We start from the raw sequence: 24,211 nt of genomic DNA on the forward strand, positions 1-24,211 counted from the left end.
AGAGATGATTTAAGGAGGAAGCGTTATGAAATTTGGTAACGGGTGTTGGTTGCAGAAAGAGGGCTGTGGCTGTTTTGCGCCTCAGCAGGCTTATTTTGTAAAAACACAACCTGGTAAAGTGACTATTTGTGCCCCCACAACAAGCATTGAACACCGGGGAGACACTCTGGGTGGAATCAATCTGACACTGGAGATTACATCGCCTATGCCGGAGGTGCTGCGGGTTAAGACCAGCCATCATTTGGGAGTGAAAAATAAGGGACCGGAATTTGAATTAAATGTGGAAGAAAATATAAATTTAGATGTACGAGAGGATGAAGAACAAATCAGGGTATCTAGTGGAAGTTTGTCTCTGATAATTACAAAAGAGAACTGGAGCATGACCTATGAAAGAGATGGTCAGGTCATCTCCAGGAGCAGTGGGCAAGATCTGGCTTATATGAAAATGGATTGGAAAGGTTATGCCTATGATAAGGGTAGCCAGGATGCCTATATGCGTCAGCAGCTTGGTCTGTCGGTAGGTGAGCTGGTCTATGGCATGGGGGAGCGTTTCACCCCATTCATTAAAAATGGGCAGAGTGTAGATATCTGGAATGAGGATGGCGGTACGAGTACGGAGCAGTCCTACAAGAATATTCCGTTTTATCTTACCAACAAGGGATACGGCGTGTTTGTAAATCATCCGGAGAAGGTTTCTTTTGAGGTGGGAACGGAGCAGGTATCAAAAGTGGAATTTAGCGTCCCTGGAGAACGCTTGGATTACTTTTTTATCAATGGACCGACCATGAAAGAGGTGCTAAATCGTTATACCAGTTTAACCGGAAAACCTTCTTTGCCAGCACAATGGACCTTTGGTTTATGGTTGTCCACATCCTTTACAACCAATTACGACGAAAAGACGGTTATGAGTTTTATAGATGGAATGGAGGAGCGGGGGATCCCACTAGAGGTATTCCATTTTGATTGCTTCTGGATGAAGGATTTTCACTGGTGTGATTTTTTGTGGGACAGCAGAGTATTCCCGGAACCAGAAGATATGCTTCGTAGAATAAAAGAGAAAGGATTAAAGATTTGTGTATGGATTAACCCTTATATCGCTCAGGAATCCTATTTGTTTGAAGAAGGAATGGAGAAGGGATATTTTGTACAACGCAGGAATAAAGATGTGTGGCAGTGGGATATGTGGCAGCCGGGCATGGCACTGGTTGATTTTACAAATCCTAAGGCCAGTGAGTGGTTTCAGAAAAAGCTTGAAACCTTGTTAGATATGGGGGTCGACTGTTTTAAAACAGATTTTGGAGAGAGGATTCCAACGGAAGATATTAAATATTATGATGGCTCAGACCCAGTTAAAATGCACAATTACTATTCCTACTTATACAATAAAACGGTATATGAATTGCTGCAGCGCAAAAAAGGAGACAATAATGCGGTGTTGTTTGCAAGATCAGGCACAGTAGGCGGGCAGAAATTCCCGGTACATTGGGGCGGAGACTGTTGGTCGACCTATGAGGCAATGGCAGAAAGTTTAAGAGGCGGTTTATCCCTTACCATGTCTGGATTTGGATATTGGAGCCATGATATTGGAGGATTTGAAAGCACATCAACTCCAGATGTATATAAGCGCTGGGCTGCCTTTGGTCTGTTATCCTCTCACAGCCGTTTGCACGGAAGCACATCCTACCGGGTACCTTGGGTCTATGATGATGGGGCGGTTGATGTACTTCGCTTTTTCACCAAACTAAAGATGGAGTTACTTCCATATATCTATAGCAGCGCAGTAGAGACATCACGCACAGGATTGCCTGTGATGAGAAGCATGGTTTTGGAATTTGAAAAGGAACCCGGATGCCATTACCTGGACCGACAGTATATGTTAGGGGAGAAGTTGTTGGTTGCCCCAATCTTTAATGAAAACGGCGAGTCCTCTTACTATCTTCCAAAAGGAACATGGACCAATTATCTGACTGGAGAAACGGCTGAAGGTGGCGCATGGCACAACGAAAAGCATGGATACTTGTCCATTCCGCTGTGGGTAAGAGAAAACACAATATTGCCAGTAAGTGATGGAGAAAAAAGGGCCAAAGATTCTTATGCGAAAGATATACGGCTGAAGGTCTTCCATTTACAGGAAGGTGCAGAAACCATTGTGTATGAAGGTCATTCAGAGGTTTTGAACATCAACATGGAAGTAAAAGATCAAAAGATTTACTGCCATGGAGTAGCAAATCGCGGCTATCAGATCCAATTTATAAATCGCATAATAACAAAGGTTCAGGGTGCAGAACTTGTAAATAAGGGTTCTGACAGCCTTGTTATCGTCATAGATCCCTCTGCTTCCATCGTTTGCGAGTATTAAGAGGTCTTCATACACTAAATGACTTTCTAATTTAGAACTAACATGTGAGCAAAGCTTAAGGGGTAACAATAGCAGGAATAAACTGAAATATGGAATAAAACTGAAATATGGAATAAAGGAGTAGAACACAATGGAAACGCAGATCAAAAAAAGGGCGGAAGAACTAATGGAGAAACTGACTCTTGATGAAAAGATCGGTATGATTCATGGGGCACAGCTTTTTCAGACGGCAGGGGTTGAGCGGCTAGGAATCCCGCCACTTAAGATGTCAGACGGACCAATGGGAGTTCGGCAGGAGTTTGAGCCGGATCGTTGGAACACCATTGGTCATTCGGATGATTATGTGACTTATCTTCCGTGTAACAGTGCATTGGCTGCAACATGGAACAGAAAACTGGCCTATGAAATGGGTAGTGTACTTGGTGAGGAAGCCAGAGGGCGGGGAAAAGATGTAATTTTGGCTCCTGGGGTTAATATAAAAAGAAGTCCTTTATGCGGAAGAAATTTTGAATATTTCAGCGAGGATCCCTACCTTACCAAAGAAATGGCAGTGCCTTATATTCAGGGAGTCCAGATGTGGGACGTGGCGGCATGCGTAAAACATTATGCAGTGAACAATCAAGAAACAGGACGCCTATGGGTGGATGTAGAAATCGACGAGCAGGTGTTGAGAGACATTTACTTGCCAGCCTTTTATGATGCGGTAACAAAAGGTGGGGCTTATACAATTATGGGTGCTTATAACAAATTATATGGAGAGCATTGTTGCCAGAGTGATTTTTTGTTACATAAGATTCTGCGTGAAGAGTGGGGGTATGACGGCGTGGTAATTTCTGATTGGGGCGCAGTTCACGATACCCAAAAGGCTGCATTGTCCCAATTGGATATCGAAATGTCAGTCACCTACGATTTTGATGATTACTTTATGGCTGGTCCACTCAAAAAGATGATTCAGGCAGGAGAGATAAGTGAAACCATTATCAATGAAAAAGTGGTTCGTATTCTATTGTTGATGATGCGCCTACATATGCTGGACGGGGAACGGAAAGCAGGAGCCTACAATACGAAAGAACATCGACAGAAAGCCTTGGAAGTGGCAAGAGAGTCAGTTGTTCTATTAAAAAACGAAAAAAATCATCTTCCTCTTAAAAAAGAAGAATTAAAAAGTGTGCTGCTGGTAGGCGAGAACGCAGACTGTCTCCATTCTGGTGGAGGTGGAAGTGCGGAAATCAAGGCATTGTATGAAATCTCTCCGCTGATGGGACTCAAAACTCATCTGGGAGGAAATGTTAAAGTGGGTTATACCCAAGGATATTGTAGGGAAGAAAAGAGTGAAGACAGTCAAGGAAATTGGCAGGAGACTAGCTTGGAAAATGATAATGGTCCTACAAAGCCGTCTGATCACCAGACCGATGAAATGGAAATGAAAAGAAAACAGCTTCGCAATGAGGCGATTCAGCTAGCAAAAGAGTATGAGACGGTAATGTATATCGGAGGGCTAAATCATGATCTAGATTGTGAAGGAAACGATCGAGAGGATATGAAGCTGCCTTATGAACAGGATATATTAATTCAGGAGCTGTTAAAAGTAAAGCCCGATCTGATTGTAGTAATAATCGGTGGAAGCCCAGTAGAAATGGACACTTGGATTCATCAGGCAAATACTGTAGTATGGGGCTGGTATGCAGGAATGGAAGGAGGAAATGCACTGGCTGAAGTGTTGCTCGGAGAAGTGAATCCCTCTGGTAAACTGCCAGAGACATTTTATAAAACTCACAGGGACTGTTCGGCACATATTCTTGGTAAGGCGATTGGAGATAAAAAAGTTGTCTATCACGAAGGAAGATATGTAGGGTACCGTTATTATGATAAATATCATGTTGAGCCCCAATATTGCTTTGGTCACGGGCTTTCCTATACCAGCTTTGAATATCGCAGTCTGAGCGTTGACAGAATTGAGAAAAAAATACTTTGTTATGTGAAAAATACCGGAAATGTGGCAGGTGGGGAAATCATTCAAGTATACAAGCGTAGTAATGAAAATGAAGAATTTTATTTTCGGGAACTGATTGGATTTGAGAAAGTATTTTTAGAAGCTGGAGAAGAAAAACAGATCACGCTGAATCTTGAGACTGAAATTGAAAAAGGATGTGAGCTGTTAGTTGGAAGCTCCTCAAGAGATATTCGTCTGAAATTCAAATTTGATTTCAAATAAATAAATATATAAATAATAAATGGTTCTATACTGAATGTTGGGGTGTGCTTAAAAGGCACACTTCCAACATTCTTTTTGTTGTATTAAAATACATCTATAAGAAGCCTCCAAAAACCATTATCCCGACCAAAGTTTAATGCTACGGAGGTGACCACTTATAGATGTACCCTAATTATAGCAAGGCATTTCTCGACTTGGAAGATGTTTTTGTTAAAAAAGTAATTCCTGCGGATTCTTTCCTTAAAGTTTTTATTGAAACACGACCTACGGAGCAGTCCTGTCCTTGTTGCTCCTCTAGCACCAGGAGAATTCATGATTACCGTACTCAGGAGATTGATGATATTCCCTTTCAGGGAAAAGCGGTTACACTTGTCCTTAGAAAGCGCCGTTATCTTTGCACAGATTGTGGCAAACGCTTCTATGAACACTACTCTTTCCTACCACTTTATCATCGCAGAACCAGACGGCTGGCCTTTTATGTTATTTTATTACTCCGACAGACGTTCTCCTTAAAGCAGGTTTCCCTACTTACTGGCGTTTCTGTTCAGACCATTTGCAGGCTCTTGGATACCCTCAACTATGCACCGCCAGACAGGCTTCCAGAGGCTATTTCCATTGATGAATTCAAAGGTAATGCTTCTACTGGAAAATATCAGTGCATTCTCGTGGATCCCAAAAAGCACCGAATTCTGGACATCCTACCAGACCGCACACAGAGCCATCTGGCTGATTACTTTAGGAGTATTCCCCGATTAGAGAGGCTAAAGGTGAAGTTTTTTGTATCCGACATGTGGCTTCCATACGTGGAGCTAGCAAGAGTTTTCTTCCCTCATGCGAAGATTATTGTAGACAAGTACCATTTTATTCGTCAGGTTACCTGGGCCATCGAGAATGTACGCAAACGGCTCCAGCGATCTATGCCGGCAACTCTCCGAAAATACTACAAACGGAGCCGTAAGCTAATTCTGACTCGTTATAAAAAGCTTGTGGATGAGAATAAAAAAGCTTGTGATCTTATGCTTCAGTACAGTGACGATCTGCGACTCGCCCATATGATGAAAGAATGGTTTTACGATATCTGTCAGACTGAATCTTACCGAAAGCAGCAGCAAGAGTTCGATGACTGGATTGCCAATGCCAGGGATTGTGGTATCACCGAATTCGAAAAATGTGCCAAGACATTTCGCTCCTGGAGAAAAGAAATCTTAAATGCTTTCAAATATGGCATCACAAATGGTGTCACGGAAGGGTTTAACAATAAGATTAAGGTATTAAAACGAAGTTCCTATGGAATCCGAAATTTCAAACGATTCCGAACTCGGATACTTCATTGTACATCATAGGAAAAAATGGTCGGGATAAGGAGGCTTATTTCGCATGCTCAAAAACAACATACAATAGAACCAGCTATTAAAATGGCTCTAAATGCAAGAGTGGAGCGGGATTCCGACGAATCCCACCCCAACTATTGACAAAGAGCCTAATAAATAAAGCACATTTTCTGTTTAACCAGAAAATGTGCTTAATGTAAATTGATTTTTATTGTAAGTAATAATTCCTTCCGCCTGGAGTTTGCTCAACTCGTTTGACAGGGCACTTCGGTCAATGGAAAGATAGTCCGCAAGTTGCTGTCTGTTAAATGGAATATCGAAGGTAGAAGAACTGGCCTTTATGGATTCTGCGGACAAATAAGAGAGCAGTTTTTCCCGTATGGTCTTTTTGGACATGTGCTGCATTTTCTTTGTAAGCACCATATTCTTTTTCGCAATGGCAGAAATGAAGTTTTGGACAAGTCGTGTATGGAAATTGCAGGCAGAGCTACATATATTCATAATCCGGTTGAAATCCATAAAGATCACATCGCATTCTGTGTCGCAAAGCACACTCATCTCAATTGGGCTGGAAGGAATACAGGCATAAGTCTCTGCAAATAAGGTTCCTGGCATAACTTCAGAAATAATGGTTCGTTTTCCCCAGAAATCCTCCTGGATAATAAGTGCGGTCCCGGAAACTACCATTCCTATGGAACGAATGTAATCTCCACTGTGTATAATGAATTCATCTTTTTTATAATGTTTTAAGCGGGCAGACAAACAAGTGAGCATAGTCTGGATTTCTTCCGATGTAACACCCTGAAAAAGATTGGATTTTTTTAAAATAGGCAGATATTCCTGCATTTTTCTCTTCCTTTCAAAAAAGTTTTCAAAATGTTGTAATAACAACTGAATTGTTGAAAATATTATATTATAATTTCCATGTAAAGGCAAGAAGTTTCAAGGAACAATCCACACGCTGTATATGCAGAGGAACATTTTAAGACGTTATTAGTAGTTGCTTTTAAATGTAACAGATAAAAGGAATCAAGAAAGGTCATAGTAAGAAGATGGATAGCAAATCAGCAGATACCATTAAGCTGGTAGATGAGTTGACTGGTGCAATGATAGGTTTAGCCAAATCCTGTGGAAATCATCAAAAACTTCCCACAACCACAGCCATACTTGTGGAAGGGTTATTCACAACCGTTTTCAATACAACCGATGATGGTCTAAAGGAAATGATTCGAAGAGTCAGAGAAGAGAAGGTTAGGGTAGCACCTAACTGCAGTACTTGTCTTTCTATATGCGGCAATACCTCTGATTTTGATATGAAGGAAATGTTAAATGACGATAAGGAGATTCAGTCCCTAAAGTCTCTAATCTTACTGGGAGTTAAAGGTCTGGCAGCTTACGCTTACCAAGCTTTATTACTTTCCTATGAAGATGAGAAAGTCAATTATTTCTTTTACAAAGCATTGTGTATGATCAGCTATGATCTGACTATGGAACAGCTTCTTCCAGTGGCACTTGAGCTAGGAGAAATGAATTACCTATGTATGGAGCTTTTAAATAGGGCAAACACTGGTACCGATGGTTTATAAAAAGAATTGAAATTAAATAATGTGTAAAGAATATAGGAGGAATTTATTATGATAACGAAAGAAATGACAATTGGAGAAGTTTTAAGAATGAACTCTGCTTTTGCAGAAGTTTTAATGAGCTTTGGTATGCACTGCCTTGGATGCCCTTCTTCTCAGATGGAGTCTTTGGAAGAAGCTTGTATGGTACACGGTCTTGATTCAGAAGGCCTTATTGAGAAACTGAACAATATCTAATAGAGAAAAGAGGAATCCCATGAGTGCTTTTTTAGGACCAATTCATATCTGGTTATACAATAAAATTAAATTTCAGGATGCAATGGCAAATGCTGTTTTAGATTTAGCAAAAGACAAAGGCATTGCAGGTGACTTAAGAGAAAAGACAGAAAACCGTTACGGATCACTGCCAGAAGGCAATTTAGAAGATCTCGTAGATACCGGCAATATTCACGGCTGGTTGCAGGAGAGAGTAAGTTTAGTAGAGAACAGACTAGCTTATGCAGTAACCGAAGTACTTGAGGCTGACAAAGATGCACTTCCTTTCATGGAAGAAGCAATTATCAAGCTGGGAGAAACTAGTCCAGTAGAATCTGGAATCTCAGCAAGTGATGCATTTGGTGCCTTAGATGCAATCCTTTTAAACGGTATGCCTTGTGATCACGTCAATGCAATGGAAGAGAATTCTGAGGACCGTGTCGTATGGAGACAGACTCAGGACATTCATGGAGCATATTGGAACATGATTCACGGTGACGTGAAACATTACTACACCTTAAGAGGCGCGCTGATAAAGGGAATGTTAAAGAATTCCGGTATTGAGTTCAGCCAAATCGAAAACCAGGTGTACGAATTAAGGAGATGATGCTATGTACGGAATTGACTTATTAATGAAAGAACATGAAAATATTCTTGGTTTTACTGCCTTTTTAAGAAAGATTTGTACCGGTATTTTAAACGGAGAGCCAGTTGATGGAAAACTGTTAAGAGAATGCGTTGATTTTGGAAGAAATTATGCAGACAAGCATCATCATGGCAAGGAAGAAAAAATCTTGTTCCAGTTCATGCTTGATAACATGGGCCCAGTCGCAGAAAAGCTGATCCGTAATGGTATGTTAGTAGAACATGATTTTGGAAGACTGTATCTTTCTGAACTTGAAAAAGCAGTTGACGAATATGAGAAAAATCCACTAGATGATTACAAGCTTGATATTATCTCTAATGGTGTTGGATATGGTGCTTTGTTAAAGCGCCACATTGAAAAAGAGGATGAAGTTGTCTACACCTTTGCGGTACGCGCACTTTCAGACGAAAATAAAAAGGCAGTGGATGAGGAAACAGAATCCTTTGAAAAACAGGCAGACGGAGATGGAATAAGGGATCATTATTTAACCTGGCTCCATGAGAAGATGAAATAATTAAAATTAGGGACGGTCTGGGAACACAGGCCGTCCTGTCTATTTATATATCGTACAAAAGAAGGGAACTTTAAACATGGAATTAAAACACTATATGGATCAGCATGAGCGGATCTGGGAGGAACTAAATATAATAAAAGCACTCTGTAAAAAGAGGGATATTGAGCAGGATGCTGCCGAGGTAGCCTTACATATCAACAGTCTGGCAGGAAAGTTAAAAATACATCTTTCATCTGAGGATCAGTATCTTTATCCCTCCTTTCTACAGTCCAATGATTCAAAGCTGGTAACGATGGCTGTGGAATATCAGAAGGAAATGGGAAATCTTCTTGATGTGTTTACTGAGTTTAAAGAAGGATTTAACACAAAGTTTAAAATACTTGCAGATAAAGATCGCTTTTACTCAGAAGCGGATAAGATCGTAAGGACGATTGAAATGCGAATGCAAAAGGAAGAGAATGGGTTATATCGTCTTGTAAAATAGATAAAGTAAAGGAGTGGAGATAACCCCTCCAAAGCGTATGGGTATATACTAAAAACATGAGTAAGCGTCACAACTAAAAAATTTAGTTGTGGCGCTTTTTCTATATCCGTAAAAACCATTATAAAAACAAGTCAATCAATTTTTGATTATATTATTAAAACATTTTATTGAATTATATTGATTTCATGGTATCAAGATAGATAAACTAATAAGAAGCTGGTATTCATTGCCAAAAATATGCAAAACAACATAAAACAATTATAAAATACAGATGAAAACAAAATAAACACATAAAAATAAATAAAAATATTGCAAAAACAAAAATGATATGCTACAATTTCAACATAAAGGACATAACGGGGTGTGTCCGGAGCAATAAACTATATTCTATATTTTAAGGAGGTTTATTTTATGAGAAGGAAGTTAGCAATGATCCTTGCCGCATTGGTGGTATTATCCACAACTGCCTGTAGCAGTGGGACAACCTCAGCGACTACGGCAGCACCAACGGAGAAGAAAACAGAGGCTTCAAAGACAGAAGAAACAACAACCGCAGCCAAGAAGATCTCAGAAGCACAAGCATCTGGTTCCCTGAAAGGAAAGAAAGTTGCCGTTGTAAGAAACCTGGCGGCAGGTGATCATACCCAGCAGTTTCTTGATGGCTGTGTATCGGAAGGTAAAAAGTTTGGCTGGACCGTAGATACCTTTGTAACGGATGGGGATGATGCAAAGGCTCAGGAAACGGTGGCACAGGTAATTGCAAAGAATTATGACGGACTGATCGTATCTCATGGGCAGCTTTCTTATTCTTATGATATGTTAAAGCCTGCAAGAGAAAAGGGGATGGCAGTCGTAACCTTTGATACTATGCCATTTCAAGGTGGAGATGCCAACGGACTGCTTTTAGAAGGAGTAACCTCAACCGCGCAGAATGACCAGGCACTTGCAGAACTCTCTCTTGGACACATGATGAAAGAGTTCGAGGCCAAAGGTGGCACTTATCCAATGAAGGTCCTCAAAACATTCATGGGACCTGGTGTTCCGCCCCTTGACCGCCGCAATGAGATCTATACCAGACTGGAAGGAGAAGGAAAGATCAAGACTCTAGAGGTGATTGCACCTTCTGATTCTGCCAATGCAAGAGGTGATATGACCAATAAGACAGCTGCAATTCTTCCCAAATATCCGGAAGGCTCTGTGGATGCAATTTGGGGTTGCTACGATGAGCTGGCAAAAGGTGTATTACAGGCATTAAATGATGCAGGCCGCACCGATATTCCCATGTATACCATTGACGTTTCAAATGATGACATTCAGCTTATGGTAAAGAATCCTAAAGTTTGGAAATCCACTGCAGCCGTAGATCCAAAACTTATTGGAATCGTAGATACACGGCTTATTGCACTTAAACTTCTTGGATCAGAAACACCAGATTATTTTGATTTGGATGCCAATAATATTGAAACCACACAGCTAAGTGCAGATACCACCATGAATGATCTTGGAAAGATCATTAAGGGCTGGGGGAACGCAGAAGATCCTAAAGGTGCCTTATACACTGATGTCATCAAAGGACTTTATGCACAATAGCTGGATGGGGATCGTTGCCATTACATATTTTAAGGAAGAGATGCCATGAACGAAATTAAGCTTGAAATGAAGGATATATCCATTGAATTTCCTGGGGTAAAGGCTCTGAATGGAGTTGATTTTAGTTTGACAAGTGGTAAGATTCATGCGCTCGTGGGTGCCAATGGCGCCGGTAAGTCCACCCTTATGAAAGTACTTGCCGGAGTTAATACGCATTATACAGGACAAATTTACGTTGGAGGGGAACCGGTGGAAATCCGGTGCCCCAAAGACGCAAAGAATCTTGGAATAGAAATCGTATTTCAGGAAGTCGACACAGCGTTGATTCCTTATCTGACCGTAGCAGAGAATGTCATGTTCAATACTCTGGTCAATAAAATGGGGAAAAGGCAGATGGTGAACTGGAAAGAAATGAGGCAGTCAGCCAGAGAAGTCTTAAAAAAGCTAAATGTGGATGTGGATGTGAACAAACAGGTATCTGCATTGACTTTGGCACAAAAGCAGATGGTTCTCATCGCAAGATGTGTGGTGGGGAAATGCCGTTTTCTAATTTTGGATGAGCCTACAGCTCCTTTATCCAATTCTGAGACTCAGGAATTATTTCGAGTAGTCAGAGAGTTGGCAAAAGAAAATGTAGGTGTGGTATTTATTTCCCATCGACTGAGCGAGCTTTATGAAATCTGCGAAAGCATTACCGTCATGCGGGATGGTATGTTGGTAATTGACTTGCCTCTGACGAAAGAGTTGGAGGTCAATACTCTTGTGGAACATATGCTGGGCCGAAGTTATGAAGATAACTACATTAAGAAAAACTGCCAAATCGGAGGCCCTCTCCTTGAAATAGAAGATTTAACGGAGAAGGAGGAAAGGGTAAAACATATTACCATGACCATACACGAAGGCGAAATTGTAGGTGTGGCAGGTCTGGTAGGTGCCGGTAAAACAGAGCTTTGCAAGACCTTATTTTCTGCCTATCAACATGGAAGTGGCATTATGAAGCTAAAGGGGAAGGTAATGAAGGCAAAAGGTCCCATGCAGGCAGTAAAGTCTGGGCTAGCCCTGGTGCCGGAGGAACGGAGAAAAGAAGGTGTTTTGATTACGGACCCAGTAGTTTCCAATATTACTGTGGCAGCCATGGAGAAATACACCAACCGTCTATCTGTGGTAAATAAAAAACGAGAAAAAGAAGACGCCAGAAAGATGATTAAGGATCTTGGGATCAAGACTCCATCCGAACAACAGATGGTGGCGCTTTTATCTGGAGGAAATCAGCAAAAGGTGGTCGTTGGAAAGTGGCTTAATAAGGATTCAGAGGTTTATATTTTCGATGAACCAACAAAGGGAATTGATGTGGGTGCCAAACAAGATATGTATGAGCTGATTGAAGGATTGGCCGCCAGAGGGAAGGGAATTATCTATGCAACCTGCGAATTTCAGGAAGTATTAAGTATCTGCGACCGCATTTATGTGATGTATGATGGAGAAATCATAAAGGAATTAAAAGCAGCAGATACATGCGAAAAAGAACTGCTTTACTATTCGACAGGAGGTAAATGATATGTCTGGGGCAGAGAAGGTAATAAGGAAAGTCAATCTTTCAGATTTTGTCACAAAGTGGGGCACCATCGCAACTATGGTTATTATGTTTATCCTGTTCACATTTGGGAACTGGAGTAAGGAAGCGGGGGCCAGCATGTTCCTGACCCAGTCCAATATGATTACCATTCTGCGTGCGGTATCCATTACCACCATAATAGCAATCGGCCTTACGTTTGCACTTGCTGTTAACGGAATGGATCTTTCCATCGGAGCCACGGCCCAATTTGCCAATGTTTTTGTTATGACATGTTTTGTTTGGCACAATATAAATATTGGTGTTTCCATCATTCTCACCGTTTTAATCTGCTTAAGTGTCGCTGTCATTAACAGTATTCTCATTGTTAAGTTTAGGATACCGGACATGGTTGCAGCACTGTCTGTCATGTTTATGTATCAGGGTGTCTCCATGACTTATTCCAGAGGTGGGGCTATTACAGAACGAATGACACGGGCAGATGGAACACAGGCACCGGGTCTTGTGCCAGAGGCATTTCGAGGTTTGGGAAAAGAACCGTGGCTGATTATTATTATGATCTGCGTGGTGCTGTTTGCCTATTTCTTCTTAAATTATACCAAGCATGGCAGATACATGTATGCAGTAGGAGGAAATCCGGAGGCAGCTCAGCTTTCCGGTATTCCGGTAGCACGTTATAAAATTCTGGCCTATTTTCTATCTGCTATTTTTGCGTCTGTAGGTGGAATATGTCTAGCAGCTCGGGTGGGCACGGCTCAGATTTCGGCAGGCGATTCGTATCTCATGCCTTCTGTATGTGCAGCCTATATCGGTTTTTCCGTATTTGGGGCGGGGAAAGCCAATGCTTTTGGCACCTTTGCAGGAGCCGTGTTGGTTGGTATGCTGGAGAACGGTTTGATTATGATGTCGGTTCCTTATTATGCCATGAATATCATAAAAGGCGGGGTTCTTGCCGTTGCGCTTGCTATGACATATGCAAGTGGTAAGACAAAAAACGGGTAATCGAAGAAGAAAAACTGTAGAAAAAAACCATAGAACAATATTAGGGGAAGGTGACAGTAATGTCTAAATTTGATAGCTATTTTTTAATGAAAACAAAAGAAGTTCCAGATTATGTCAGGGAAAAACTCTCCTTTTTTGATCAGGATGCCAGTCTGGAATGCAGCGAAATCGGAGATGGGAACTTAAATTATGTATTCCGGGTTATTGACCCGGCCTCTGGAAAAACTATTATTGTAAAGCAGGCAGGAGAAGCCCTAAGAATCTCAGCAGATATGCATATATCTACGGACCGTGGAAGGATCGAAGCAAAGATTCTTGGAATTCAGGAGCTTTATTCCCCGGGTCTGGTTCCTAAGGTTTACTTGTACGATGGTACCATGTGCGCCATGCTCATGGAAGATATGACCGGACATACCATGATGCGTACTGGTCTTATCAATCATGAGATTTATCCCGAGTTTGCTGATCATGTGACCACCTTTTTAGTTAATTCTCTTCTACGTACTACAGATGTGGTGATGGGGCACAAGGAGAAAAAGGATCTGGTTAAAAGCTTTATTAACCCGGATTTGTGTGAAATCAGTGAAGATTTGGTATACAGCGAGCCTTTTATTGATTACAACCACAGAAATAACGTTTTTCCTCCTAATGAAGACTTTGTGAAAAAGGAACTTTATGAGGATGAGGCACTGCACTTAGAAGCGGCAAAGCTGAAATTTGATTTTATGAACAATGCCCAGTCTCTGATCCATGGAGATTTACATACTGGCTCAGTTTTCATCAACAAAGAGCATACCTTTATATTTGATCCGGAATTCGCCTTTTACGGTCCAATGGGCTATGATATCGGCAACGTAATTGCAAACATGTTTTTTGCCTGGTGTAACGGTGATGCCACCATAGATGATGAGGAAGAGAAAGAGGAATTCTGCAGCTGGTGTCTGTCCGTTATTGAAGAAGTTGTGGATCTTTTTGTTGAAAAATACAGTCAGGTATATGACGAATACGCTACGGAAATCATGGCGAAGGTACCAGGATTTAAAGAGTGGTATCTGGAAGGCATACTTTCTGATACGGCAGGAATGGCAGGACTTGAATCCATACGAAGGATCGTGGGTATGGCTAATGTAATTGACATTACCACCATTTCAGATGAAAAGAAGCGTTCCAGAGCAGAAAAAATTGTAATTACCCTGGCGAAAAATTATATTATGAACCGGAAAAGCTTTTGTTGTGGCGCAGATTATAGAAAGGCCATCAAAGAAGCGGTCGACAAATTTGAGTCTTAAAGAACGGATGGGAAAAAAATATGATTGAAGAAAAAAAGAAATCCATTCTGGATTATGATACCGTAGCTCTTGATGAAGAAAATCATGCACTCGTAATCATAGACCAGACGCAACTTCCCTACCAGACGGAGATTCTTTCTCTGACAAAGCAGGAAGATATCTGGAATGCTATTTACCTTCTCCAGGTAAGAGGGGCTCCGGCCATTGGAGTTGCAGCAGCAATTGGTATTTATCTGTCAGCAAGAGAGATAAAGACTGCCGATTTTACCGATTTTTACCAGGAATTTCAAAAGGCCAAGGATTACCTTGATTCCGCCCGTCCCACTGCAGTTAATTTATCCTGGGCATTAAATCGGATGGAAGAAGTGGTACTTAAAAATAAGGAAAAAACAATTCCAGAAATTGTAGAACGCTTGCATCAGGAAGCGGTAGAAATCAGAGAAGAGGATATATGGGTCTGTAAAACAATTGGAGAGTACGGGCTTACTCTGGTAAACCCAGGAGATGGTCTTTTGACCCACTGCAATGCGGGGCAGCTAGCAACCGTTAAGTATGGAACAGCAACGGCCCCAATGTACTTAGGTCAGGAAAAAGGCTATCACTTTCGCATTTTTTCTGATGAAACAAGACCTCTGCTTCAGGGAGCAAGGCTGACATCCTTTGAACTAAAGGAGTCGGGGCTAGATGTTACGGTCATCTGTGACAATATGTCTGCAAGCGTCATGAGAAAAGGCTGGGTTAATGCGGTGTTTGTAGGCTGTGACCGAGTAGCTGCCAATGGTGATACTGCCAATAAAATTGGTACTTCCATGGTTGCGCTGGCCGCAAAGCGTTACGGCATTCCTATGTATATCTGTGCCCCCACATCAACCATTGATCTGTCAACCATATCTGGAGAGGACATCCATATTGAGGAGCGTCCTGCCGAAGAAGTGGTGGAAATGTGGTATGAAAAACCAATGGCTCCCGATGGAGTAAAGGTGTTTAATCCTGCCTTCGATGTAACAGATCATGATTTGATCGCTGGTATAGTTACGGAATATGGAATCGCCCGGGCACCATACACAGAATCTTTAAAAGAAATATTCAAAAAAAAGGAAGAGGCCCTCAAAGCAGAAGAAAAAGATACTTGAAAAACAAAGAGGATGTCTCATTTTTGAGATATCCTCTTGCCAAATCCACATATCATTCCCCTGCTTGTAATAGCTCCACATTATTTTTTGAGAGGTAATCCATCCATTGATCATCTAATTGCTTGTCCGTGATCAGACCAGTGATGGTTTCAAAACCAGAGATCCGGATGAAAGAGGTTTTGTCAAACTTGGAATGATCCGCCACCAGATAGATATGATTGCTTCGTGTAATTAAGGTCTGGCGGATGGCGGCGATTGCCTCGTTGGAATCTGTGATGCCGTGTTCCATGGATATACTTCTGCATGACATAAAGGTTTTATCTACATAAAATGATTCCAGGTTATGGATAGCAGTACTTCCCACAAAAGCTTTGTCCCTATTTGTGTAAGATCCGCCGATGGAGATAAGCCGGATGTCTTCTTTGTCCTGTAGCTCATTGATAATCAATAGGGAATTAGTAACCACAGTCAGGCGCATTCCCTGAAGCTCTTTTGAGATTTGAAGAGCTGTGGTGGAGGCATCTAAAAAAATGGAATCTCCGTTGTGTATGACAGATAAGCATTTTTTAGCAATTGCTATTTTACTTTCCATGTATGCGGTTTCCCTTATGGTTAAATCGACGTTATTCTCTACCCCGTCTTGTATGAATGCGCCGCCGTATGTTCTTGTAAGGAAACCGTCATCCTCCAGTTGTTTTAAATCTCGGCGGATAGTTTCCTCAGTCACAGAAAATAATTTGGAAAGTTCTGTGACTGTAACACTTTTCTTTTCCAGAACAATATCTTTAATTTTGGATTTCCTTGTTACTGCTAACATTGACAGATTCCTTTCTTGATAAGGATATTAATATTTCAAATAAAATACAGTATGAAACAATAAAAAACAAGTTACATATAAGTATATTGTAATATTTTTTTGACCAAATGTAAAGGTAAGGTGGCGAAAATAAATACAAATCACTAAAAACAGAAATAAAACAACATAAAACATTGACAAACAAACATGACAATGGTAAAAATACAGTATAAAAAAGGAGAGTTCAGACAAGAAAAACATATAGTTGTTTGGATTTTGGAGGGATTTTTATGATAACAGTTCAAGGTGTCAGGTACATGTCTGATTTTGAGGCCAAGAAATCAATCCTTGATATCGGAAGGCGGATGTATGAAAGAGGCTTCGTAGCTTCCAATGATGGGAATATTAGCTGTAAGGTAGGACCGAACACCATCTGGACAACGCCCACCGGAGTTTCAAAAGGATTTATGAAACAGGAAATGTTAGTTAAGATGGATCTAAATGGCAGGGTACTAATGGGAAAATATAAGCCTTCCTCAGAGGTGAAGATGCATCTAAGGGTTTACCAGGAAAATCCGGAGTTACAAGCGGTTACACACGCCCATCCCCTTGTGGCCACCAGCTTTGCAATTGCGGGAATTAATCTGGACGCAGCAATTCTGACGGAAGCGGTTTTAGGACTCGGTTCTATACCCATTGCAAAATATGCCACACCAGGAACCGATGAGGTGCCGGAATCCATTGCTCCATTTGTAAACACTCACAATGGAGTGCTTCTTGCAAACCATGGGGCGTTGACCTGGGGAAAGGATATTTATCAGGCGTTTTACAGGCTGGAATCCATTGAATATTATGCCACCATTTTAATGTATACAGGAAATATCATTGGGAGACAGAATGTCTTATCCTGTGATCAGGTAGATAAGCTTTTGGATATCCGGCAAAAGCTTGGAATCACGGCAGGTGGGATTCCACCCTGCTCTGTACAGGAGATGAATATGAGAGATATTGTTTCATCATCGGATATACTTCCCCCGGAGCCAGTGACCCTGATCCATTCTGGAGGAGGCACTTCCGGCCAGGCATTAAAGGGAGTGACACCCATTGTAAAGCCAGGAGATAGCCAGGATATAAAAGGATGCAGTTGTAATACAGTTCCTTCTGGAAATACAGGGTCTTTTGCAGGAAGGGTAGAACCAGAGCATTTGAGCAAGGTAAAGGAGGAGATCATTGCTGAAGTAGTGAGACGGGTGACAGAGCAACTGAACTAGGAGGAAATAAATGGATATTGGGGCTAAAGAAATTGAGTTGATTGTAAGGGAAGTGCTTGCGGGAATTGAATGGAGCAATCTGCCTGCTGCTTCCATTCCTAACCGCGGCGATCATGGGGTATTTGAGCGGGTGGAAGATGCCATTGAGGCGGCTTACGTGGCTCAGAGTCAATGGGTGAATCATTATAAAGTAGAAGACAGAAGAAGAATCATTGAGGCCATCCGATCGGTGGCCAGAGTCAATGCAGAGTCTCTGGCAGGTATGGTTTGGGAAGAGACTGGTATGGGACGAAGGGAAGATAAGATTTTAAAGCATCTGGCAGTAATAGATAAAACACCAGGTGTGGAATGTTTGACAACTGAGGCCATTTCCGGTGATGATGGATTAATGATTGAGGAGTATGCTCCCTTTGGGGTGATCGGAGCAATTACACCATCGACCAATCCAACAGAAACAATCATTAACAATACCATCAGCATGATTGCCGGGGGGAATTCCGTTGTATTTAATGTACACCCAGGTGCGAGAAGGAGCTGCGCCCATTGCATTAAGCTGCTACATCAGACAATTGTAGAGAATGGTGGGCCTGCAAATCTTATAACTATGCAGAAAGAGCCTGATATGAAGGCGGTCAATCGTATGACTGAGGATTCTAGAATCCGCTTAATGGTAGGTACCGGTGGTATGGCTATGGTCAATGCTCTGTTACGGTCTGGGAAAAAGACGATTGGTGCAGGAGCTGGCAATCCGCCGGTCATCGTAGATGATACCGCAGACATTAAGCTGGCAGCAGGGGAAATCTTCCGGGGAGCTTCCTTTGATAACAATCTTTTGTGTCTGGCGGAAAAGGAAGTTTTTGTAATGGAATCGGTGGCGGATGAGTTCATAAGCCAGCTACAGATAGAAGGTGCCTATCTCCTTCAAAAGAGCCAGTTGGAAGAAATATTATCATTTGCCATGACAAAAAGAGGGGATAGTTATGAAGTGAATAAATGCTGGGTAGGAAAAGACGCAGAGCAGTTTCTTAATGCCATCGGGGTACAAAAGAAAGAAGTGAGACTTTTAATTTCTGAGACAGATAAAACTCATCCTTTTGTTATGGTAGAGCAGTTGATGCCTGTACTTCCCATTGTACGCTTAAAGACCTTTGAGGAATGTGTGGAAAGTGCTGTAGCTGCAGAATCAGGGAACCGCCACACCGCCTCCATGTTTTCCCGCAACGTGGAAAATATGACGAAATTTGCAAAAGAGGTTGAAACCACGATTTTCACCAAGAATGGAGCTACCTTAAAAGGAGTGGGAATTGGTGGGGAAGGACATACCACAATGACCATTGCGGGGCCTACCGGGGAAGGTCTTACCTGTGCCAGAAGTTTTACCAGAAAGCGCAGATGTATGTTGGCAGAAGGCGGCTTAAGGATCATCTAAGGAGGACGATACATATGGCAATTGGTTTTTTGGAGTGTGCAGGGTATGGAGCGGTTCTATATGCTATGGATAAAGCCTGTAAGGCGGCAGATGTAACAATCATAGGTATAGATACCATTAACCCAAAGGATGCCACAGCATTGATTCCTCTTACTGCTCAGGTGAAATTCGAAGGCGGAGTGGATGATGTATTAGAAGCCTGTAAAGTAGCCAGGCAGGCGGCTCTGACCCTTAATCGCTCGGAAGAGGTCCTGGTGGAAATCATAGAAAAGCCATATGAGGGTACCAAGGCATTGGCACGTATATCAAAGATATCATTCACAGACGAAACCACGAAAAAATTCAGGAGGTAACAAGGTATGGCATCTTCAATAGGTATGATTGAAACAAGAGGGTTAATTGCTTCTGTAGAAGCGGCAGATGCAATGTTAAAGGCAGCAGATGTAGAATTAGTTGGAACAGAGAAAATCGGCTCCGGTCTGGTGACGGTTATTGTGACCGGAGAGGTAGGTGCTGTAAAGGCGGCAACCGAAGCTGGTCAGGAGGCTGCTTCAAGGATCGGAGAACTAATAGCGGTTCATGTTATCCCCAGACCTCATCAAGATATTGAAAAGATCTTGCCAAAGACAAAATAAAAGTAGTGAAATGAAAGAGGTGGGGTGTGATGAAAGGAAGGGGAAATGCCATAGGAGTCCTTGAAACCAGCTACTATGCCAATACGGTTGTTGTGGTTGATCAGGCTTTAAAGGCGGCTGAAGTAGAAATTGTAAGCTGTCATAAGAAGCTGGGAGGCAAGATGTGCCATACCGTGTTGACAGGCGAGACTTCAGCAATACAAGCATCCATGGAAGCGGCCAGAGAATCCGGAAGGCTGGTGGGATATGATAACATAAAAGTAGCTGTTTCCATTAGTAATCCTCATCCAGAGATCTTAAAGCTGCTTAATATGATAGACAGGCATGAAAAAGAAAAGAATCATGAAACCATAACTGGGGTAACAGGAGAAAAAGGAGGAGAAGCAAATGGCGGAGATAGCAATTAAAAAAGGTATGCTTGCACTTGGAATGGTTGAGACAAGAGGTTTGACGGCTTCCATTGAGGCTGCAGATGCGATGTTAAAGGCAGCGGACGTAGAGATGGTAGGAACAGAAAAGATTGGTTCCGGTCTGGTCACAGTAATGGTTCAGGGTGATGTAGGAGCAGTGAAAGCAGCGGTAGAGGCAGGAGAAGAAGCGGCTTCTAGAGTAGGGGAATTAGTAGCAGTCCATGTAATTCCAAGACCCCATAACTCAGTGGGAGGAATCCTTCCATTCATTAAGTAAAGGAATTTGAACTTTTATGGAATGCAGGAAAGAACTGATTGATAAGATATCTGGAATGGTTATGGAACAATTGGAGCGATTGCAAAGAAATCCATATCAGGTTCCGGTGGGAATTTCGGCCAGGCACGTACATATAACAAAAGAGCATGTGGAACTTTTGTTTGGAGCTGGTTATCAGCTTACGCCCTTAAAGCCACTCAGTCAGCCTGGGCAGTTTGCCTGCGAGGAAAAGGTGATGATCTGCGGTCCTTCCGGCAGTCTGTCAGGCGTACGGATTCTGGGGCCGGAGAGAAAGGAAAGTCAGGTTGAAGTGGCTCTTAGTGACTGCAGGAAGCTTGGAATACGTCCCCCGGTCAGAACCTCCGGGGATTTAAAGGGAACGCCCGGTGTTATCCTAAAGGGGCCGAAGGGTGAAGTGGTTTTGCAGGAGGGGGTCATGATTGCAGACCGTCACATACATATGACCCCGGAAGATGCCGTTTGGTTTGGAGTCTCAGACAGGGAACGGGTGAGCGTGGTCGCTAAAGGCCCTAGGGGCGGTGTCCTTAGCCAGGTGCTCATCCGTATCACCAAGGAGAGCCGGCTGGATTTTCATGTGGATACTGACGATGCCAATGCTTTTGAGCTAGAACAGGGACAATGGTTAACCATTAGAAAGGAAGAGACCCGGTGATATTAGGAACAATTATGGGAACTGTGGTTTCCACAAGAAAGTGCAGGGATCTGGTTGGATTTAAACTTCTTTTAGTGGAACCTTACTATGGGGAGAAGCAAAATGTGTTTGTGGCAGCCGATACCTTAGGCGCAGGAATCGGAGAACTGGTTTTAGTAACCACTGACAATACGACTCAGTACGCAATGGACCGTTCGGCACCAGTTGACGCATATGTGGTTGGCATTGTGGATGCACCGCCTCAGATAGGAAAGTAAAAGGAGAGGAGAATCGGTATGGTTCAGGAGGAACTGCGGGTTCTGGCAGTGGAGGATCCGGCAGTCATATGGTATGAAGATAAGGAATTGGGGATTTTAAATGGCTGCCAACAAAACGTGGTTTTTGATATAGTGCCCTGGGCAGATTATTATTCCAAAATGATGGAGGTATTTGCCGGAAGGGCAGAATATGACATTGTTATGGTAGCTGGTCATTTATGGCTTCGGGATTTTGCAAAGCAAGGGTATCTTTCGGAAATAGAGTTTGAGGAAGAAGATATATTACCTGTGATAACAAGAGAGATGAAGTATCAAAACAAGCCATACCTGTCTCCCTCCTTTTGTGACGGTCATATGATCGTATACCGCAAAAGTCTTCTTTATCAGGTTCTGGGAAGAGAGCTAGGTCCAATAATCACTCCCCTTGAGTACCTTGAGGTAGCCAGAGCACTTAAAATAGCAAGCGGAAAGAGCAAAGTGGCAATGAAGGCTCATAAATCTGAAATATTTACAGATGCCCTTCCCTTCCTACGCATGTATGGAGGTGATGTGTATGGAGAAGATGGCAGGTCTATTTGCGACAGTGAGAATGTGATAGCGGGGCTTGAGTCTTATCTGGAATTAAAGAAACTTTCCCTGGCAGGTACAGAGGATTTTGGAAATAAAGAGATTGCATCAGTAATACGAGAAAAAAGGGCTGCCATGGCAGTTACATGGAGCGGACAGCTTGGGGAGGTCATGAAAAAGGGCTGTGTAGAGCCGGAAGATCTTGGATTTTCTACCTTTACCACCGCCTGGAATGTGACCTGGTCCTTTGCTGTGAGTTCTGGCTGTAAGCAAAAAAGGGCCGCCAATGCATTCTTAAGGTATCTCCGGTCCTCATCTGTGGATGGGCTGATCGGAAGGAAAAGCGGTGCTCCGTTAAGGGTATCAAGCTATCAAAAAGGAACTGCTGACTGCTCCTGGTATCCGGTGCAGATGCATATGATGAATGTGGCAAGGCCCCTTCCTTCTATTAATAAATGTGGTGATAAAAACCGAATTTTATACGAGAATATCAATGAGGCATTTGCTGGAATAATAACAGCAAGGCAAGCATTGGAGGCAGCCAGGCGGGAGATAGATTCCATATCGTAATCAAGGAGAGACAATGAAGGTTGTAATTATTGGAGGAGTAGCGGCGGGAATGAGTGCTGCATCTAAAATCCGTAGACTGGATGCGGGGATCCAGGTTACGGTTTATGAAAAAGGTGGATTCCTATCCTATGGGGCATGTGGACTGCCTTATTATGTGGGCGGTTTTAATGACGATTACCGAAAGATGATCGCCCGTAGCCGAGAGGCCTTTGAAACAATGGGGGTAAAAACCTTTTTACGACACGAAGTAAGATCTGTTGACCCAGAAAAGAAGCAGGTAGTGGTCAAGGATTTAGAGAGCGGCAGGGAATTCATTGATTCCTACGATAAGCTTATGATTGCCACAGGAGCAGAGGCAATTATTCCCCCATTTTCATTAAGAGACCTTTTGGGGATTCATGTACTGAAAACCATGGAGGATGGTATCTTTTTAAAAGAATTCAGTAAGATGCAGAAAGTCAAAAATGTGGTCATTGTAGGCGGCGGTTATATTGGGGTGGAATGTGCCGAAGCATTTTTACATAGTGGTAAAAACGTCCGTATCATTGAAACAGCGTCCAGGGTCCTTGCCCCTTTTGATGGGGAGATTGGGGCTTTAGCCCAGGAAGAGCTGATTCACCAGGGGGTCATGCTTCATACCGGAGAACGGGTGGAAGCCTTTTTGGGAGACGGTCTGTATGTCAGCCATGTGAAAACAGATAAAGCCGTCTATGAGGCGGATCTAGTGGTGGTAGCAGTAGGAATCCGTCCCTGCACCGGATTTCTAAAAAGTACTGGAATCAAAATGGGAAAGAATGGAGCCTTGGTGGTTGACCGTGAAATGAGAACCTCCATACAAGACATTTATGCGGCAGGAGACTGTATCCTTGTTTACCATGAAGTCTTAGAAGAAGACTGTTATCAGGCTCTTGGAACGGTGGCAAATAAATGTGGCAGGATAGCGGGCACCAATCTGGCAGGCGCTCATGAGGAATTTTCCGGAGCGATGGGATCAGCAGCCATAAAGGTATGTGATCTAGAGCTTGGACGTACCGGCATGGGAGAAGAAGACGCCAAACGCCTTAAGGTGGATTATAAGACTCTGGTTATAAAAGCCAATGACCATCCCGCATACTATCCAGGCCCCACCCCAATTACAATTAAGCTGATCTATGAAAAAGGCACCAAACGGCTGCTTGGGGCGCAGACCTGCGGGAAAAAAGGTGCAGTTCTTCGGGCAGATGTGTTTGCTGTGGCAATTCATGCCAGAATGACTACATCAGAGCTTGGTATGACAGACCTTGTATACGCCCCTCCCTTTGCCGGGGTATGGGATGCCATTCAGATTGCCTGCAATGCAGCAAAATAAAGGG

At 42.5% G+C, this 24,211-nt stretch carries 25 protein-coding genes; 23 read left to right on the plus strand and 2 right to left on the minus strand.

Features of this window, described 5'->3' with window-relative positions:
- Positions 1–25: 25 nt before the first annotated feature.
- From yicI to BET01_RS05110, 3 genes are all read left to right on the plus strand, one after another.
- Positions 26–2,359: an alpha-xylosidase gene (yicI, locus tag BET01_RS05100; RefSeq protein ID WP_120195689.1), complete on the plus strand. Its 2,334-nt coding sequence runs from the start codon at positions 26–28 to the stop codon at positions 2,357–2,359.
- A 130-nt stretch (positions 2,360–2,489) separates the two neighbouring features.
- Positions 2,490–4,574: a beta-glucosidase family protein gene (locus BET01_RS05105; protein WP_120195690.1), complete on the plus strand. Its 2,085-nt coding sequence runs from the start codon at positions 2,490–2,492 to the stop codon at positions 4,572–4,574.
- Positions 4,575–4,735: 161 nt separating this feature from the next.
- Positions 4,736–5,917, plus strand: coding sequence for an ISL3 family transposase (locus tag BET01_RS05110; RefSeq protein WP_120195691.1), 1,182 nt, complete (start codon positions 4,736–4,738; stop codon positions 5,915–5,917).
- 162 nt (positions 5,918–6,079) lie between these two features.
- Here the strand turns inward: BET01_RS05110 and BET01_RS05115 are convergent, their stop codons facing one another.
- A complete protein-coding gene (locus BET01_RS05115) occupies positions 6,080–6,751 on the minus strand; it encodes a Crp/Fnr family transcriptional regulator (RefSeq protein ID WP_120195692.1) in 672 nt (223 codons plus the stop codon).
- A 206-nt stretch (positions 6,752–6,957) separates the two neighbouring features.
- Between BET01_RS05115 and BET01_RS05120 the strand changes: the two genes are divergently transcribed.
- The 10 genes from BET01_RS05120 (at position 6,958) to mtnA (ending at position 15,974) form a co-directional block, all read left to right on the plus strand.
- A complete protein-coding gene (locus BET01_RS05120) occupies positions 6,958–7,491 on the plus strand; it encodes an anaerobic carbon-monoxide dehydrogenase catalytic subunit (protein WP_120195693.1) in 534 nt (177 codons plus the stop codon).
- A gap of 48 nt (positions 7,492–7,539) precedes the next feature.
- Entirely contained in the window at positions 7,540–7,725 is a 186-nt protein-coding gene (locus tag BET01_RS05125) for a DUF1858 domain-containing protein (RefSeq protein WP_120195694.1), read from the plus strand.
- Between the two features lie 19 nt (positions 7,726–7,744).
- On the plus strand, positions 7,745–8,350 hold the full coding sequence (locus tag BET01_RS05130) for a hypothetical protein (protein WP_120195695.1): 606 nt from the start codon (positions 7,745–7,747) through the stop codon (positions 8,348–8,350).
- Positions 8,351–8,354: 4 nt separating this feature from the next.
- Positions 8,355–8,903: a hemerythrin domain-containing protein gene (locus BET01_RS05135; protein WP_120195696.1), complete on the plus strand. Its 549-nt coding sequence runs from the start codon at positions 8,355–8,357 to the stop codon at positions 8,901–8,903.
- Between the two features lie 76 nt (positions 8,904–8,979).
- Positions 8,980–9,387 carry a hemerythrin domain-containing protein gene (locus BET01_RS05140; RefSeq protein WP_120195697.1) on the plus strand — a complete coding sequence of 136 codons (408 nt, stop codon included), beginning with the start codon at positions 8,980–8,982 and terminating at the stop codon, positions 9,385–9,387.
- Between the two features lie 411 nt (positions 9,388–9,798).
- Positions 9,799–10,977 carry a sugar ABC transporter substrate-binding protein gene (locus tag BET01_RS05145; protein ID WP_120195698.1) on the plus strand — a complete coding sequence of 393 codons (1,179 nt, stop codon included), beginning with the start codon at positions 9,799–9,801 and terminating at the stop codon, positions 10,975–10,977.
- 45 nt (positions 10,978–11,022) lie between these two features.
- Positions 11,023–12,534 carry a sugar ABC transporter ATP-binding protein gene (locus tag BET01_RS05150; RefSeq protein WP_120195699.1) on the plus strand — a complete coding sequence of 504 codons (1,512 nt, stop codon included), beginning with the start codon at positions 11,023–11,025 and terminating at the stop codon, positions 12,532–12,534.
- 1 nt (position 12,535) lies between these two features.
- Positions 12,536–13,552 carry an ABC transporter permease gene (locus BET01_RS05155; RefSeq protein ID WP_120195700.1) on the plus strand — a complete coding sequence of 339 codons (1,017 nt, stop codon included), beginning with the start codon at positions 12,536–12,538 and terminating at the stop codon, positions 13,550–13,552.
- A gap of 59 nt (positions 13,553–13,611) precedes the next feature.
- The gene (gene mtnK, locus BET01_RS05160; protein ID WP_120195701.1) at positions 13,612–14,841 is read left to right on the plus strand and encodes an S-methyl-5-thioribose kinase; all 1,230 of its coding nucleotides are present in this window, start codon (positions 13,612–13,614) and stop codon (positions 14,839–14,841) included.
- Positions 14,842–14,861: 20 nt separating this feature from the next.
- Positions 14,862–15,974, plus strand: a complete 1,113-nt coding sequence (gene mtnA, locus BET01_RS05165; RefSeq protein WP_207667567.1) for an S-methyl-5-thioribose-1-phosphate isomerase — start codon at positions 14,862–14,864, stop codon at positions 15,972–15,974.
- 52 nt (positions 15,975–16,026) lie between these two features.
- On the opposite strand, the gene BET01_RS05170 is transcribed toward mtnA, so the two are convergent.
- Positions 16,027–16,791 carry a DeoR/GlpR family DNA-binding transcription regulator gene (locus BET01_RS05170; RefSeq protein ID WP_120195702.1) on the minus strand — a complete coding sequence of 255 codons (765 nt, stop codon included), beginning with the start codon at positions 16,789–16,791 and terminating at the stop codon, positions 16,027–16,029.
- A gap of 269 nt (positions 16,792–17,060) precedes the next feature.
- On the opposite strand from BET01_RS05170, the gene BET01_RS05175 reads away from it, so the two are divergent.
- The 10 genes from BET01_RS05175 to BET01_RS05220 are packed head-to-tail and all read left to right on the plus strand — an operon-like array spanning position 17,061 to position 24,207.
- Positions 17,061–18,041 carry a class II aldolase/adducin family protein gene (locus BET01_RS05175; protein ID WP_120195703.1) on the plus strand — a complete coding sequence of 327 codons (981 nt, stop codon included), beginning with the start codon at positions 17,061–17,063 and terminating at the stop codon, positions 18,039–18,041.
- Positions 18,042–18,051: 10 nt separating this feature from the next.
- Positions 18,052–19,470, plus strand: a complete 1,419-nt coding sequence (locus BET01_RS05180; RefSeq protein WP_120195704.1) for an aldehyde dehydrogenase family protein — start codon at positions 18,052–18,054, stop codon at positions 19,468–19,470.
- A 14-nt stretch (positions 19,471–19,484) separates the two neighbouring features.
- Entirely contained in the window at positions 19,485–19,823 is a 339-nt protein-coding gene (locus BET01_RS05185; RefSeq protein ID WP_120195705.1) for a BMC domain-containing protein, read from the plus strand.
- Between the two features lie 6 nt (positions 19,824–19,829).
- Complete coding sequence (locus BET01_RS05190; RefSeq protein ID WP_120195706.1) at positions 19,830–20,105, plus strand: BMC domain-containing protein; 276 nt, start codon at positions 19,830–19,832, stop codon at positions 20,103–20,105.
- A 29-nt stretch (positions 20,106–20,134) separates the two neighbouring features.
- Positions 20,135–20,512 (plus strand): BMC domain-containing protein, encoded by a 378-nt coding sequence (locus BET01_RS05195; RefSeq protein ID WP_120195707.1) that lies wholly within the window; start codon positions 20,135–20,137, stop codon positions 20,510–20,512.
- Positions 20,493–20,792, plus strand: a complete 300-nt coding sequence (locus BET01_RS05200; protein WP_120195708.1) for a BMC domain-containing protein — start codon at positions 20,493–20,495, stop codon at positions 20,790–20,792. The genes BET01_RS05195 and BET01_RS05200 overlap by 20 nt, the downstream gene beginning before the upstream one ends.
- A 16-nt stretch (positions 20,793–20,808) precedes the next feature.
- Positions 20,809–21,465, plus strand: coding sequence for a phosphate propanoyltransferase (locus BET01_RS05205; RefSeq protein ID WP_120195709.1), 657 nt, complete (start codon positions 20,809–20,811; stop codon positions 21,463–21,465).
- On the plus strand, positions 21,462–21,722 hold the full coding sequence (locus BET01_RS05210) for a EutN/CcmL family microcompartment protein (protein WP_120195710.1): 261 nt from the start codon (positions 21,462–21,464) through the stop codon (positions 21,720–21,722). Before BET01_RS05205 ends, BET01_RS05210 begins: the two co-directional genes overlap by 4 nt.
- Before the next feature lie 18 nt (positions 21,723–21,740).
- Positions 21,741–22,859 carry an ABC transporter substrate-binding protein gene (locus BET01_RS05215; RefSeq protein WP_120195711.1) on the plus strand — a complete coding sequence of 373 codons (1,119 nt, stop codon included), beginning with the start codon at positions 21,741–21,743 and terminating at the stop codon, positions 22,857–22,859.
- A 13-nt stretch (positions 22,860–22,872) separates the two neighbouring features.
- The gene (locus BET01_RS05220) at positions 22,873–24,207 is read left to right on the plus strand and encodes a CoA-disulfide reductase (RefSeq protein WP_120195712.1); all 1,335 of its coding nucleotides are present in this window, start codon (positions 22,873–22,875) and stop codon (positions 24,205–24,207) included.
- Positions 24,208–24,211 lie beyond the last annotated feature (4 nt).

Origin of the sequence: Lacrimispora algidixylanolytica, from assembly GCF_003609635.1 — a bacterium.
GTDB lineage: Bacteria > Bacillota > Clostridia > Lachnospirales > Lachnospiraceae > Lacrimispora > Lacrimispora algidixylanolytica.

What these genes read in the sequence shown, in the direction of transcription:
- BET01_RS05130 (WP_120195695.1), top strand. Translation starts at nt 7,745, where the DNA reads ATGAGTGCTTTTTTAGGACCAATTCATATCTGGTTATACAATAAAATT.
- BET01_RS05170 (WP_120195702.1), bottom strand. Translation starts at nt 16,791, where the DNA reads ATGTTAGCAGTAACAAGGAAATCCAAAATTAAAGATATTGTTCTGGAA.
- BET01_RS05190 (WP_120195706.1), top strand. Translation starts at nt 19,830, where the DNA reads ATGGCATCTTCAATAGGTATGATTGAAACAAGAGGGTTAATTGCTTCT.
- BET01_RS05180 (WP_120195704.1), top strand. Translation starts at nt 18,052, where the DNA reads ATGGATATTGGGGCTAAAGAAATTGAGTTGATTGTAAGGGAAGTGCTT.
- BET01_RS05125 (WP_120195694.1), top strand. Translation starts at nt 7,540, where the DNA reads ATGATAACGAAAGAAATGACAATTGGAGAAGTTTTAAGAATGAACTCT.
- BET01_RS05155 (WP_120195700.1), top strand. Translation starts at nt 12,536, where the DNA reads ATGTCTGGGGCAGAGAAGGTAATAAGGAAAGTCAATCTTTCAGATTTT.
- BET01_RS05215 (WP_120195711.1), top strand. Translation starts at nt 21,741, where the DNA reads ATGGTTCAGGAGGAACTGCGGGTTCTGGCAGTGGAGGATCCGGCAGTC.
- BET01_RS05200 (WP_120195708.1), top strand. Translation starts at nt 20,493, where the DNA reads ATGGCGGAGATAGCAATTAAAAAAGGTATGCTTGCACTTGGAATGGTT.
- mtnK (WP_120195701.1), top strand. Translation starts at nt 13,612, where the DNA reads ATGTCTAAATTTGATAGCTATTTTTTAATGAAAACAAAAGAAGTTCCA.
- mtnA (WP_207667567.1), top strand. Translation starts at nt 14,862, where the DNA reads ATGATTGAAGAAAAAAAGAAATCCATTCTGGATTATGATACCGTAGCT.
- BET01_RS05150 (WP_120195699.1), top strand. Translation starts at nt 11,023, where the DNA reads ATGAACGAAATTAAGCTTGAAATGAAGGATATATCCATTGAATTTCCT.
- BET01_RS05185 (WP_120195705.1), top strand. Translation starts at nt 19,485, where the DNA reads ATGGCAATTGGTTTTTTGGAGTGTGCAGGGTATGGAGCGGTTCTATAT.
- BET01_RS05220 (WP_120195712.1), top strand. Translation starts at nt 22,873, where the DNA reads ATGAAGGTTGTAATTATTGGAGGAGTAGCGGCGGGAATGAGTGCTGCA.
- BET01_RS05175 (WP_120195703.1), top strand. Translation starts at nt 17,061, where the DNA reads ATGATAACAGTTCAAGGTGTCAGGTACATGTCTGATTTTGAGGCCAAG.
- BET01_RS05120 (WP_120195693.1), top strand. Translation starts at nt 6,958, where the DNA reads ATGGATAGCAAATCAGCAGATACCATTAAGCTGGTAGATGAGTTGACT.
- BET01_RS05105 (WP_120195690.1), top strand. Translation starts at nt 2,490, where the DNA reads ATGGAAACGCAGATCAAAAAAAGGGCGGAAGAACTAATGGAGAAACTG.
- yicI (WP_120195689.1), top strand. Translation starts at nt 26, where the DNA reads ATGAAATTTGGTAACGGGTGTTGGTTGCAGAAAGAGGGCTGTGGCTGT.
- BET01_RS05140 (WP_120195697.1), top strand. Translation starts at nt 8,980, where the DNA reads ATGGAATTAAAACACTATATGGATCAGCATGAGCGGATCTGGGAGGAA.
- BET01_RS05145 (WP_120195698.1), top strand. Translation starts at nt 9,799, where the DNA reads ATGAGAAGGAAGTTAGCAATGATCCTTGCCGCATTGGTGGTATTATCC.
- BET01_RS05195 (WP_120195707.1), top strand. Translation starts at nt 20,135, where the DNA reads ATGAAAGGAAGGGGAAATGCCATAGGAGTCCTTGAAACCAGCTACTAT.
- BET01_RS05135 (WP_120195696.1), top strand. Translation starts at nt 8,355, where the DNA reads ATGTACGGAATTGACTTATTAATGAAAGAACATGAAAATATTCTTGGT.
- BET01_RS05110 (WP_120195691.1), top strand. Translation starts at nt 4,736, where the DNA reads ATGTACCCTAATTATAGCAAGGCATTTCTCGACTTGGAAGATGTTTTT.
- BET01_RS05115 (WP_120195692.1), bottom strand. Translation starts at nt 6,751, where the DNA reads ATGCAGGAATATCTGCCTATTTTAAAAAAATCCAATCTTTTTCAGGGT.
- BET01_RS05205 (WP_120195709.1), top strand. Translation starts at nt 20,809, where the DNA reads ATGGAATGCAGGAAAGAACTGATTGATAAGATATCTGGAATGGTTATG.